A 12,585-nucleotide genomic window follows, 5' to 3' on the forward strand; every position below is an offset into this window, starting at 1 on the left:
GCGCGGCTAGCGTTGATACCTCTCCCTTGTTGACGCCACTTCAAGGTAACGAAAGATCCTGGAGGCGCATCTCACGGCTCATCAACCATGGGATGCGGATGCTCAACGTCAACCAGCATGTCGACAGAACGCATGAACTTCAGAAGCACTGCGCCCAGAGGCTTGATGCGGGTGTAAGGCGAGCTTCCGATGCTAGAAGTGGGCAGGACTTCCGCCACGCATGCCGCTACCGGACTGATTGGCGCAAACTGCTTGAGAGTTGCAACCTCGCCGTGACAAACATCCTCCGGCACGTCCAGCAGCCCAAGAAACAGGTCGTCAATTGCATCTTGAGTCGGCAAAGATCCGCCGAGCTCAGTCCCAGCCAGCTGCGCGAATGCTCCTTGCCTTGTCAGATCATTCACGAAAGCAAGATAGTGCGAGTGAAACCGGGCGAAGAATGTATCCACCCCACCTGTGCGAGGAGTCACCGGAAGCATGCACGGATAGTCATCTGCGAAGAATACCCCCTTCGCCGAATTGCTACTAAACGCGCTGGAATCCGTATTGCCAAGTGGAAACCCAACATCCTTTGGCAACAGCGATCCCCTACGAAGCCTGACCACCCGCTGCTCCATCAACAGCTGGATTGCCGTGCATGCGTCGGGGCGCAATCCCCAAACAGCACAAAAACGAATAATTGCCCAGCGTAGTGCATCCCGGACATCTACTGCAGTCTCGAGCCTACCGCTGTCTATAGCTAACAGATAGTTACACGCACACAGGCCTATCGCGTCCAAGGAGCCACCTTCGGCCACGTTGAACATGGACTCCAAGGCATCTACCCGACTTGGCGCATAGCTGCTGAGGCCAGGGAGATTGTGATGAGAAGCCACCAGGCGTTCGGTGATGGACGGCATCAGTAGCCCAAGACGCTCCATTAGTGATCGACGTACGCCCCGCAATTGCTCCGCAGTGGGAGCCTCTGTGCTGCAGATCATCCAGATCGGATGCTCGAAGGCCTCCTTTGCAGCCGCGAACGCTGGATCCCCATGCACCGAGTCAATCAAGTATCCACCAGGACCGCGTAGCTTCCCTGGATGATGCCCCTTGCTGAAGAACCGGTAGAAGGATCGGGGACGACCGTTGGCCGCTTGCGCGTGTATATCGAGCCCAACTCTAGGCAAGAGCAACTGATCAAGATCATCCCAGGTCAGTCGATCGCCATGCAGCCTTCGCACAACGCAGGCCCACACGCTATTGCGGACGACCAGCGCCACGTCTGTTGGAATCTTGCCACGAGGCATACTTATGGATCTTCTGAAGCGGGACTAAAGAATCCCCTAGAACTGGCTGCAATTGTGCATGATGGGGTCCAACGGTAGCTAGGAGTTGCGTCATGCCTATCCAGAATCCAGAAGCAGCAGTCTCCACCGAACTCAGTCGCGAGCTGCTAGAGCGGCATGGGGAGCTCATGGGCGGCAGCGACCTCCAGCGGAACCTTGGCTTTCCAAACGGCCGCACCTTCGGCCGAGCCGTCCAGCGTGAACTTTTGCCGGTTCGCACCTTTCCGCTGCCAGGTCGGCGGGGGTTGTTCGCCAAAACGCGAGATGTCGCTGAGTGGCTGAACTCGCTGTAATTCCTGAGCACGCGAGCTGAGGCCGAAGCCAAAAGGCCCGCACCACTTCTGATCTGCTGAAACTCACCTAGGCGCACAGTGCGCCCCTGAACGGCTTGACGCCAAAACTCCAGCTTCAAAGGAGGCATTTAGCCCCCCAGTTCATCAAATCTCCGACCCCGGAAATGAAATCGCCCCCGCAGCAACGGGGGCGATAGCCTCTCGCCGGAGCGAGAGGGGGTGAAGCTCTACGATAACGTATGTAGGCTCCCGCAATTCCGACTTCGTGTCAAGCGGCAAAGCTGCTTGAGCGGGCATCTGCGCGCTCCGACTGCCATCGTATGGCAATCGGCACGGCACCCCATGCCCGAAATCCCCAATGACCCTGCTGGCCATTGCCGCCAGTACCGAGCCTCATTCTCCGAGGCCAACCGGGAAGTCGATCGATGAAGATCCAACACTCAGCTGACCATGCATTGAGTCATCCCTCAATCGCGATTGCGCAGCGCCACTCCTCGACCATGCGAACTGCAGTCATCCACAAGGAGGCAGCATGAGCAACCACGCGACCAATCCCGTGAGCCCGTTCCAAGGCGTAGCGTCTGCACGCGCCTCCGACCCGCTCCACAATGGGAAGGATCGACCGCTGCCCCCCCGTGAACTAACCGCTGGCCAGATCAAGAGGGGGGACATCTTCACCTTCTTTAGCCCGAAAGAGAACCGGACGGTTACCGTACACGGCCCCCTGCAACTCGCGCTTCGACTGCAATTGGAGTTTGATCCATCAGTGGCGGCCGTGACCGAGAGGCCTCGGTCCATCCCGGTAGGACTTGACAGCATGGAACTCCATTTCTGGTTTCAGAGGCGCGGAGGCCAGGAGATCTATGCAAACGTCATTCCGAATTCGCAGACAGTACCCGGCGTGGATGGCAAGCGTCGTCCTCGCGAGCTGGACCGGCTTCGTTCAGCAGCCAAGGATGCAGGCATCTCTTTGTGGCTAATCACGGAGGACGAACTCAAGGCGCCCGGCGGCAGGAATGAGCTCTGCTACCAACTGCTCGGGTTCTGCCAGTCAGCCAAGGATCTGGGGAGCAGCCTGGCGTTGCGACAGGAAATCGCCGCGACCATCGAGCGAAGCGGCAGCATCAGTGCAGATGAACTCATCCATGAGCTCAGGCACCACCCTCGAACTCACATTCAGGGGGTCGTGGCTGAGTTGCTTCACGTCGGATTTCTGGCGACCGATGCATTTCCTCGAATGACGGGGCGATCAAGGATCTGGAGGGCCGACCCATGAGTTCCAAGTTCAATGCCGTCGACCTCGAGTCGATCCGGGCAACTCCAAGGCCAAATGGGATCGTACTTCCAGCTGATCAACAGTCGGAATTTCAAGCCCGCCTGTCAGCACTCACCAGCGTCCTTGATGGGGCAACCTTGGTCGACGCAGCCCTTCGATGGGGCGTGCCGCGAAATACCCTCTCTCGAATGATCCGGACCGCACTGCTCTTCGACGAGAGCGGTCATCGAGTCGGATACCGAGCCTGCATTCCCTATGCGCGATTCAGCGTGTCAGATCGCAACAACTCGGTCGTCCCCGATAGTTCACATCCGTTCGCCATAGATGCTGTCCTGCAAGCGATCCCCGAACTCGGCGATGCAGTCGCAAGATTCAAGGGCGCCTTGCCAACACAGTCCAAAAGGAGCCCCGCGTTCGACAGGCTGCATTCCCAGTTCGTGAAGGTGCTGACTGGGAAGGGCTTTCAGGCCATGTATCCGCTCAACATCCGTGACAAGGGAAGACGAGCACTGACCTCCCTCATAAAGCGCATCCGAGGCACAAAGAGCGAAAATGAGATGCTCTTGGCTGCGGATGAGCCTACTTCCACCCGAATCGAGAACCTACTCAGCATTCGGCCATTTGATCGAGTTGAGTACGACGAGCATTCCGTCGACATCGACGCATGGCTGGCCATGCCGATGGCGGACGGCTCATTCCGGCTAGAGAAGATTAGTCGGATCTGGCTACTGGCAGTTGTTGATGTCGGGAGTGGCGCCATCCTTGGTTGGGAAATGGTGCTTGGCCGGAAGTACGAGCAACACGATGTAGTCAGCCTGTTCGCGAAGATCATGAGCCCCTGGCAACCAAGGGATCTGAGCACGTCGAACTTGAGCTACTCGACTAGTGCATGGATGCCGTCGATCTACCTAGTGGATGAGGTAGTGATGAGAAGCGCAATGATCGCAATGGACAACGACTCATCCCATCACGCCAAGATGACAGTCCGAAATCTCATTGATCATCACAAGGGAATCCTGCACTTTGGACGATCCGGGATGGGCGAAGGTCGCCCCTACATCGAGGCTCTATTCAAGAAGATTGAGAATGGCCTGCTGCGCCACATCGCCGGCGGCTTTGCTCCCGCAACGCAAGTGAATGAGCGTCAAGTCACTACAAAGCTTGACGGGAAAGACCACCCCATTCTCCTGGAGGTCTTGAAAGACCTCATTGACACCTATGTTACCTCGCACAATGTGACGAGCCGGTCCACTCGCGAACCCAGGTCGCCCAAGCGAATCATTGATGAGCATCTGGCATCTGGGGAGTGGGTGTGGCATGCACCTGGCACCGAAGATGACGTGAGAAACATGACCGTTAGGCGGATGAAGGTGACCATCAGAGGCTCCAGAAGGAGTGGTGTACCTCCCCTCGTCTATCTCGACCACGCTAGGTACAGGTCACCAACACTGTCTGGACAGTGGCACCTGATTGGGCAGTCATTTGACGCAACCTACGAAGACTGGCGAGACATTCGCAAGCTGACCCTCTGGAGAGGCGGTAAGCGTGTACTCACACTTCACGCTCTCGCCCCATATGCGAGCGTGGCCCACACGCTGTCGATCAGGAAGCGCGCGGCACGCTGGGCGAAGAGCGACGCGTCACGGGAGCCCGGTAACTACTGTTTAGCCGACAACATTGAGGCCTATCACGCAGCCGTCCGATCGGCGGCCGCTGGCGTCAGGGACAGCGCCTCGCTCATGGCAGCTGGCGATGTGCCCAAGCCACCTTCCACGACCAACAGTCAGGGGCAAGGCTCTCCACTGATGGGAATCCGCAGGGCCACGTTCAACACGAGGCTCCGCTGATGAAGGCCCCGGCGAGCCTTGAGAACCACCCAATGCACGCGCGACATCGCCCCAATATCCAGACTCTCCCCTTACTGCGAATGGCATCTGGATTCGCCACGTGCCTGGAGTATGGGCGGCCGAGCCTGAGGATCATTGGCGATGGCCGGTGTGGGAAGTCAACTGCCACGCGAATACTTGAAACCACCACTTCTTGGCGACCATTTCCTATTGGATTCCTCCGGATGGTCGTCGGAAAACCGACTACCCCTAGCGAAGGCAACTTCTTCCGCGAGGTCATCCTTGGACTGGGCATGAGGGCAACAACCGTAGCCAGCCCACAGGATCTCCTCCTCAGGATCATCCGGGCAATTGAGCAGGAAGCCGCTAGAGCATCGGCCGACGTGGTCGTGATTGCGATCGATACGGCTGAGCAGCTCACGCTCAAGGACTACGCCCACCTTGCAAAGCTTCAGAACCACTTCCTCGGATCATCAGTGCAACCGTTCTTTCTCTTCATCCACCAGAGCAACAGCGTGATTGGAGGCGCAGACGATCTTAGTCAGCTGGCGCCGCCACATCTGTATGGCCGATTCTTTGTCGACAGCCATCCTTTTACCGGGCTTCTCTGGGACATCCCGACGGAGGACGCTGACGTGCAGGACGCATGTGATGTCGCCTTGGCATTTCGCCAGCTTGACCAAGTTATGAGGTGGCCGGACGAGGGAGGAAAGACCTACACCGAAGCATTCGCACCCTATGCTTACAGCGTTGGCTGGCGCCTTGAGAAGGAGACCGAAGCGATACGCGAACGAATTGAGAACCTTGCCAATCAAGGCAACTATCCCGTTCCCAAGGATTGGCTCATGGCCTCCTTCAACCAGTTTGTCTACCACCTACTCACCAAGATCGCTGCTGGGCGCAACGATTTCGAAGGGCTTACTACCCAGCACATTGATGAAGCTCTCCTGCGCAGCGCATACGCCGGCTTCGAAAGCTCAAGAAATAGGGCCGTAGGCAAATGAGGAGCGGCGCTCAGCTGGTCGGCGGCAACCTCCGACTTGTTCCATACCAATCGGCTTTTGGCTGCGTCGCGAGGCTATCGCGACTGAACCAGGCCAGGCGGGTCACGGAGTACTCACAACTCCTCGGAATCAAGCCAAACAGAAACATCAACCTGCTCTTGAGCCTGACGACCTCGCAAGTACAACAAGAGGCACTCTCTACAACCCTTGGGATCGAGACTCCGCCCGAGTGGGACTTGGCGGCGTGGTATCCGTTCATGACGGACGACCCGAGACTGCCCTCCCATCTCAGGTTGAGGTACTGCCTTCCTTGCATCAGACTCGGGTATCACACCACACTGCATCAGCTGCCCTGGATTTCCACGTGTCCCTGGCATGGCGTTCGCCTGCGCCAGAGTTGCCCACGATGCAATGGATTTCCGGTGACAGTCGCTGGCACGCCCACGAAGTTGCTCACCTGTGCGTGCGGCTTTGACCTTATGAATGAGTCGGCTTCCGCCTTGCAGAGACACCCCCACCCCAATGCCACGGCGTATCTACAGGCCTACCTCAACTGGTGTGCGGAGCAAAGGCGTACAAGTCGGCTGATCGTAACTCCAGGGGTACACGTTGATCCCAGCAGGATTTCCAGCCTTGTGGACCTTCCTCCTGGCCTGGCGCTACGCCAGGCCAGGAGGGTCTGCAACGCTAAAAGGTACAGGCTCACGACACACCCAGATCAACAATCACCACCAGCAGGCGCAGATACAGCACTACGTGCAAACCATACGGGCTCTGAGGACGACTCAGGCCCAATCCTCCGTTACATTGACCAGAATGCAGCCAGAGGTTCCCGACGAGGTCGATCAGATCAGGCCTTTAGCCCTCAAGGCGAGCGAGTCGCCGGAGCTCGGGATCAACCGGCTCCGGATGGATGGAGCAGCTACGCCGCGACCAGGCCAGGCGGGCGCTATCGAGTGATTCACCCCAACTATTTGAACTTCGTAGATGAGCTCCTGGGCAAATTCAGCCATTCCAGCCCGCAGCGGGTGAGCAACTCGGGATTGGGACTACGAGTGAGACTAGCGGTGCTCGCCCAGGGCTACGCGGACGGCATCCTCCTCTCGGAGCATGAGGGCAACTTGAGCGCGCTTCCGGAGCGTTATAGATCGCCCAGTCCCATTGCGCTTTTGGATACGAGCCATCCACACGAATTGCGCGTGGCGTTCGGATAACGCAACCCTAAGCAAAGGCATCGATCGCCCCACCCTAAACTTCTGACGCACAACTCAGCTGCCGAGATAGAGAAGCCGCCTGTTTGCACCTGGAAATGGGCGGCACCCATTTATTCGTAGCATTTGCCAACAACAGCAATCGAATCCACGCCAGGGCCAGGCGCCTTCAATCCGTGATGCTGATGCACCAGTCAATGCCAGATGGCGCCATCGGGCAGAGACTCTGGCTGGTCTACCATCAGTAGATAGTCAGGAGCAAGATGACGCTGAGGGTTCGGCGCCGCGCGATAGGCCTGAATGACGTACTGGACCAGCGGGACTTCCACCCCAAACCGAAGACCTTAGGTGCCCCGCATGTACTCCTCGCGCACCATCTGCCGTTGTGCGCCAGTCAGTTGCGGATACTGCCCACCGCTAGGATCACCGATGACGCGCTGTCCTGCCGCGTGCGGGCACCCGGGTTGACTTGGCGATAGGCGCCCCACACCACCGCCGTGGTCATCCAGCACCGCGCCGCACTCGCCGGCCTGGAGGGGACTTCGGCGGACACAACCTGCGCTCGGGCTTCATCACCGAAGGGGCGCACCAAGGCTTGGCGCTGCCCGCCCTGATGGCGAATACCGATCACCGCTCGGTGGCCAGCGCGGCTGGCTACTTCCAGCAGGGCGGCGCCCAGCACAACCCGGCCGCACGGCTGCTCGACGCGGATTGAGCCCGTCCCAGGCGCGCCGCGTCCCGGCACCCACCCACGCCCTTGAAACTGTGAAAGCCATCCCAATGTTGATCGGGAGCTATCAGCTTTCCGGCCCGTGATCGGGGAAGAGTCGCAGTTCCTGCGACAACGAGCCGGCAAGTTGGCAGCGGGGAAGTCGCAGTACCACCTCACCTATCCGCCGGTCGGCACGCGCCCGGCTTGGAGATCGATGCATGGGAACGCAGCACGTAGGCCATAGGGAGCTTGTCAATTTTGCCGACGATCGGGTCAATCTGCCACGCGATAAAGCCAATGAGCTACGCGCGCAGGCGCGTGGACTGAGAGAGCGTCTGGAGACCTACCTAGGGCAGCACCCGGATTTCACCCTTCGAAAGATGATCCTTTCGGGAAGTCTGGCAAAAGGCACCGCATTGCGGTCGCTCAACGACATTGACGTGGCCTGTTACATCAGTGGGGCAGACGCCCCCAAGGACATTGGGAGGCTGCTGGAGTACTTGGCAGAGCGGCTTCGAAAGGCTTATCCAAATTTCAAGCCCGAACAAGTCAAGCCCCAGACTTACTCCGTAACAGTCTCGTTCCAAGGTTCTGGGCTGGATGTGGACGTGGTGCCGATCCTCTATGACGGCGATCCTGACTGGTATGGCAACCTAGTCAGTCAGGATGATGGCTCGTTCTTGAGAACCAGCATTCCCCGGCACCTAGAGTTTGCCAAGCGGCGTAAACAATTGCAGCCTTCGGATTTTGTGCAGGTGGTGCGCTTGGTCAAGTTCTGGGCAAGGCGCATGAAGACGGAAGTTCCCGGCTTTCGTTTCAAGTCCTTCATGATCGAGATGATCCTGGCAAAGCTGTGCGATGAGGGGCGTGATTTCTCCAACTACCCCGAAGCGCTCCAGCACTTCTTCACCTACGTGGCGCAGAGCGGCCTTCGCGAACAAATCGCATTCCAGGATTACTACCCTACCGCCATTATCGCCGCCTTCTCCGAGCCTATGCAGATCATTGATCCGGTGAACGAGAAGAACAACGTGGCCAAATTGTACGGTCACGCGCAGGTCGATGCCATTGTCGAGGCGGCATTGGATGCCGGCGACGCGATTGATGCGGCACTGGCTGCACCGACCAAGCAGGAGACCGTGCGCTACTGGCAAAAGGTCTTCGGCTCTTCCTTCCAAGCGTGAGGGCCCTATGACTGGCAGCTACACACAATCAAGCACCAGCACCTTTACGATCACTCATGCCCGCCACATGGCAGCGAAATTGGCCGCCGACCTCAAGCGTATGCAGCGCTTCTATGGGGCGCCCAGCGATGACAGAATCGCCGCTTATGAGACCGAAGTGGTTGAATTGTTGAAGGCCGGCTATCTGGACACAGTCACCTACGGTTTCAAGCGGGGTGATAACTGGATCGAGCCCACACTGCGCTACACCGCAAAAGATCTTGCAGGCATGTCCGGAATCGATGACGATCCCGGCAAGCTCCGCCCAGGCGCAGATGTATCCGGGGCGAGCTTCTACAACTACCTGACGTATTCCTCTGCCTGGTTCACGCTGTCGGCTCCTCAGCGGGAGTCATTTGAAAAGTCGCTTCCATTTCAGCGTACCGGGGCAGCCGAGCCTGGTATCAGCGGAAGCCTGGTGTCTGACCGCAGCTACTCTGCGGGTGGCAAGGCACTCGACCGCCTCAGTGTCAGGAGCTACTAATGCACTCAAAGCCAACCCTTGACGAGTTGTTTGATCAACGTCGCATCTATCCGGACATCGACGCCCGCACCCGATTGGATCGGCTGATTGGCGTGGACGATCAGAAGGCTCGCTTGTCGAAGATTCTCGGCCTGCTAGTCCACCCAGCTGGCCTGGAATTGTGGGCCAAGCGCCATCACCCAGGTGCCGCAACGCTGCTTGATTCCGTACTGCGCCGACCTCCTTTGGTCATTCTTTCCGGTGACGTCGGCTCTGGCAAAACCGAATTGGCAGAGACTATCGGTGATGCCGTGGCGCGACAGGAGAAGATTGATATCACCTTGTTCCCGCTCAGCCTGGCCACCCGAGGCAAGGGACAGGTTGGCGAGATGACCCAGCTACTCACCACAGCGTTCGACTACGCGCTGGCAGAAGCGACCAAATTGCAAGGTCGCGGAAAAAGCACCGGAGGGGTCATCTTGCTGGTGGATGAGGCCGATGCGCTGACCCAGTCTCGGGAATCGGCGCAGATGCACCATGAGGATCGAGCAGGGGTCAATGCCTTCATCAGGGGTATCGATCGTCTGGCGCAGACGAAGGTGCCCGCCGCCGTGATCATGTGCACCAATCGCCTCAACGCGCTGGATCCGGCCGTACGCCGTCGCGCCGCTGACATTTTGACCTTCAACCGTCCTGATTCAGCTCAGCGACGCTACGTCCTGGAACACCAGTTGCGACCGCTGGGTCTATCCTCCGTGCAGATCGAAGGGCTGGTAGAGGCCACTGGAGCGAAGGATGGACAAGAGGTCGGCTTCACCTACTCTGACATCACACAGCGGTTGATCCCCTCGATCGTACTAGATGCTTATCCAGACCGATCGATTGAGAGCAAACGCGCGCTTGAGATTGCTCGCCCAATGCAGCCAACGCCGGCGTTTCAGGATCATGGCTGAGATGCCTTCCCAGCACGCGCCGGGGCGCCGCTGACACTGTTTCGTGTGGCACAGCTGGCTGCCCCACCCCAGTCGCTGCTATTTCACATTGTTGACCAGGCAAGCGCCTGCTGCTGAGTGTATGGAGGTCCCAAGATGTCCCAATGGTCACTTTCACAGCTGCTTTCTTCATTGCATGAGGATGTTCAGCTGCGCCTTGCCACTGTCCGGAAGACGTTCAATCACCCAGGGTCCAAGGGGGATGCCAGTGAGAACGTGTGGATCAGCTTGCTGGATACCTACCTACCAAAGCGCTATCAAGCTGCGAAGGCACACGTGGTGGATAGTCAAGGAAATTTCAGCCAGCAGATTGATGTGGTGATTTTCGATCGGCAGTATTCACCGTTTATTTTCACCTACGAGGGTGAAATCATTGTTCCTGCCGAGAGCGTCTATGCGGTGTTCGAAGCCAAGCAGACAGCGAATGCAGAGCTGGTGGCGTACGCCCAGCAGAAGGTGGCAAGCGTTCGACAGTTGCAGCGCACTAGCCTGCCAATCCCGCACGCGGGTGGGGTCTATCCGCCAAAGGCCTTGATGCCAATTCTTGGCGGGCTGCTGACCTTTGAAAGTGACTGGAGTCCAGCGCTTGGGCCCTCCCTGGAAAGGGCACTGACCGCCAATCCCGGCGACGGGCGCTTGGACCTTGGCTGCGTTGCTGCGCATGGTCACTTCTTCTTTGACCATTCCAAGGATCGCTATCTCTTTGTGAATGAGAACAAGCCCGCGACGGCGTTCCTCTTCAAACTCATCGCCCAACTTCAGTTCAGTGGGACCGTACCGATGATTGATGTTGAGGCTTACGGCCAGTGGCTGACGAAGTGATGGCTTGGTCATGGCAGCTGTTGGGCGCGACATGAGGCATGCCTGCCCGGGTACTCCGCGCTGTTTAGCGAGGAAGCTTGCCTGAGGGAGACGCCTCTAGGCTTCACGCGCTTCGTGCCCAGCTCGAGGTGCACCGAGTGAGGTCGCTGCCTTCCGGCCCGGAGCACGGATGTTTCAACTTGGGGCGTCGCGCGATTAGCTTGTGCACAATCAGCGTCAGCGGGCCAGCGCGAGGCTGGCTGAATCTCTAGCGATGCCGCGACTATCCCTTCCTCCGAGTCCGAGTCCGAGCCCCACCTCGACCACGTGGCGGGGCCGACCTAAAGGAAGAGGTTCGCAACCTCCAATGGCCACCTCGACTGCTGCGAGAGCGGCTCGGCCACAATCATCGATAGCCTGCCGGACAAGAGCATTCCAGTCCCCACAGCATTGATTACGCTCGTTTGAACTACGCCGCCGGGCACAGCCGCTCCATTGGCTTTGCCTCAAATTAGAAGCCGTGCATTGGCGCCGCACCAAATTCATGCACTAGCGTTGTGCAATGTCCAACTACACAGCATTGGCGCGCGCGCGATTGTGGTGCAACACCGCATCGATCCATTGATTAATCAATGAGATACAGAATCATAGTTTTGCGCGTGCAACACCTGCTCAATCTTGGCGTTTGATTGTGGGTCATCGCAACCTGGCCGGGCCGTGGGCCTGTGTGATCAACCGTAAGGCATCGTAGTTGGGAGTGCTGCTCAGCTGCCCACCCTTGCCGGGATCATCTCGCAGCGGGACGACTGCAGAACGTGCAGCTGGATCTGAAGCCAGCGCCCCTGCAGCTGCTTGGCGCCTACAGCCACCGCCATTCGGTCACCGCTCGGGTCCGGGCGGCGCTGGAGTTCATACAGGCCCGGCTGCATCCGACTGTGCGAACAGCTCCATTCGCTCCGCGCCAAACGGATCGCTCTGGAAACAGGGCCGGTCAACCTCGGTGATGACATGTGCAGGCTTGTCACGCAGCTGATACTCACCTGCATCCGCCGCGTTGAACCTGGGATTCGGCGTGACGGCGGTCTTCTCGATGACGTTGAACTCCGGCCAGCCACATTCAGCGGCAATGCTGATCAAAAGCTCGTCGATCAGTGCGGCGTCATTGTCGCTGCTGGTCATCACTACCGCACCCTGCCCTGTATGCGTGTCGCCATACAGCTGAGTCCGGAAGCCACCGCTACCGCCGCAATGGCCGAAGCTGGTTCCGTCCCCCAGCTTTTCAACAAACAATGCCAGTTCGTAGTCGCCCAGTGCGCAGGTGAGGCCGCGCGACCCGGCTTGCCGCGCCATCGACAACAAGCCACGTGTTGGACATGTGTGCAGATTCTCGTGCAGAACCAGTAAGGGACGGGATCGGGTATTAATATCGAAGAATCAA

The 12,585-nt window shown here is 58.4% G+C and carries 10 protein-coding genes and 1 pseudogene; 9 read left to right on the forward strand and 2 right to left on the reverse strand.

Annotated elements, in window-relative coordinates; all coding sequences use genetic code 11:
- Window positions 1-71 precede the first annotated feature (71 nt).
- Window positions 72-1,259: a hypothetical protein gene (locus AASM09_RS11710; protein ID WP_146257381.1), complete on the reverse strand. Its 1,188-nt coding sequence runs from the start codon at window positions 1,257-1,259 to the stop codon at window positions 72-74.
- Between the two features lie 119 nt (window positions 1,260-1,378).
- Here AASM09_RS11710 and AASM09_RS11715 point away from each other — a divergent pair, with 119 nt between their 5' ends.
- The 9 genes and pseudogenes from AASM09_RS11715 to AASM09_RS11755 all read left to right on the forward strand — a co-directional run bounded on the left by AASM09_RS11715 (window position 1,379) and on the right by AASM09_RS11755 (window position 11,168).
- The gene (locus tag AASM09_RS11715; protein WP_049399270.1) at window positions 1,379-1,618 is read left to right on the forward strand and encodes a hypothetical protein; all 240 of its coding nucleotides are present in this window, start codon (window positions 1,379-1,381) and stop codon (window positions 1,616-1,618) included.
- 532 nt (window positions 1,619-2,150) lie between these two features.
- Window positions 2,151-2,894: a hypothetical protein gene (locus AASM09_RS11720; protein ID WP_343368463.1), complete on the forward strand. Its 744-nt coding sequence runs from the start codon at window positions 2,151-2,153 to the stop codon at window positions 2,892-2,894.
- The gene (locus AASM09_RS11725; RefSeq protein WP_049399271.1) at window positions 2,891-4,741 is read left to right on the forward strand and encodes a hypothetical protein; all 1,851 of its coding nucleotides are present in this window, start codon (window positions 2,891-2,893) and stop codon (window positions 4,739-4,741) included. Before AASM09_RS11720 ends, AASM09_RS11725 begins: the two co-directional genes overlap by 4 nt.
- Before the next feature lie 80 nt (window positions 4,742-4,821).
- Window positions 4,822-5,745, forward strand: a complete 924-nt coding sequence (locus AASM09_RS11730; protein WP_329761816.1) for an ATP-binding protein — start codon at window positions 4,822-4,824, stop codon at window positions 5,743-5,745.
- Window positions 5,746-7,462: 1,717 nt separating this feature from the next.
- Window positions 7,463-7,671, forward strand: a pseudogene (locus AASM09_RS11735) (integrase); the annotation flags it as partial.
- Window positions 7,672-7,886: 215 nt separating this feature from the next.
- A complete protein-coding gene (locus AASM09_RS11740; protein ID WP_026070609.1) occupies window positions 7,887-8,852 on the forward strand; it encodes a CBASS oligonucleotide cyclase in 966 nt (321 codons plus the stop codon).
- Between the two features lie 7 nt (window positions 8,853-8,859).
- Window positions 8,860-9,375 carry a hypothetical protein gene (locus AASM09_RS11745; protein ID WP_026070608.1) on the forward strand — a complete coding sequence of 172 codons (516 nt, stop codon included), beginning with the start codon at window positions 8,860-8,862 and terminating at the stop codon, window positions 9,373-9,375.
- Window positions 9,375-10,307 (forward strand): AAA family ATPase, encoded by a 933-nt coding sequence (locus tag AASM09_RS11750; protein ID WP_017355006.1) that lies wholly within the window; start codon window positions 9,375-9,377, stop codon window positions 10,305-10,307. Before AASM09_RS11745 ends, AASM09_RS11750 begins: the two co-directional genes overlap by 1 nt.
- Window positions 10,308-10,442: 135 nt before the next feature.
- Window positions 10,443-11,168: a DUF6602 domain-containing protein gene (locus tag AASM09_RS11755; RefSeq protein ID WP_026070607.1), complete on the forward strand. Its 726-nt coding sequence runs from the start codon at window positions 10,443-10,445 to the stop codon at window positions 11,166-11,168.
- Between the two features lie 888 nt (window positions 11,169-12,056).
- Here the strand turns inward: AASM09_RS11755 and AASM09_RS11760 are convergent.
- Window positions 12,057-12,497: a hypothetical protein gene (locus AASM09_RS11760; protein ID WP_049429269.1), complete on the reverse strand. Its 441-nt coding sequence runs from the start codon at window positions 12,495-12,497 to the stop codon at window positions 12,057-12,059.
- Window positions 12,498-12,585 lie beyond the last annotated feature (88 nt).

The sequence above is a fragment of the Stenotrophomonas maltophilia genome (assembly GCF_039555535.1).
In the GTDB taxonomy this organism is placed as follows: domain Bacteria; phylum Pseudomonadota; class Gammaproteobacteria; order Xanthomonadales; family Xanthomonadaceae; genus Stenotrophomonas; species Stenotrophomonas maltophilia_Q.

What these genes read in the sequence shown, in the direction of transcription:
- AASM09_RS11760 (WP_049429269.1), bottom strand. Translation starts at nt 12,497, where the DNA reads ATGGCGCGGCAAGCCGGGTCGCGCGGCCTCACCTGCGCACTGGGCGAC.
- AASM09_RS11755 (WP_026070607.1), top strand. Translation starts at nt 10,443, where the DNA reads ATGTCCCAATGGTCACTTTCACAGCTGCTTTCTTCATTGCATGAGGAT.
- AASM09_RS11740 (WP_026070609.1), top strand. Translation starts at nt 7,887, where the DNA reads ATGGGAACGCAGCACGTAGGCCATAGGGAGCTTGTCAATTTTGCCGAC.
- AASM09_RS11715 (WP_049399270.1), top strand. Translation starts at nt 1,379, where the DNA reads ATGCCTATCCAGAATCCAGAAGCAGCAGTCTCCACCGAACTCAGTCGC.
- AASM09_RS11725 (WP_049399271.1), top strand. Translation starts at nt 2,891, where the DNA reads ATGAGTTCCAAGTTCAATGCCGTCGACCTCGAGTCGATCCGGGCAACT.
- AASM09_RS11750 (WP_017355006.1), top strand. Translation starts at nt 9,375, where the DNA reads ATGCACTCAAAGCCAACCCTTGACGAGTTGTTTGATCAACGTCGCATC.
- AASM09_RS11745 (WP_026070608.1), top strand. Translation starts at nt 8,860, where the DNA reads ATGACTGGCAGCTACACACAATCAAGCACCAGCACCTTTACGATCACT.
- AASM09_RS11720 (WP_343368463.1), top strand. Translation starts at nt 2,151, where the DNA reads ATGAGCAACCACGCGACCAATCCCGTGAGCCCGTTCCAAGGCGTAGCG.
- AASM09_RS11730 (WP_329761816.1), top strand. Translation starts at nt 4,822, where the DNA reads ATGGCATCTGGATTCGCCACGTGCCTGGAGTATGGGCGGCCGAGCCTG.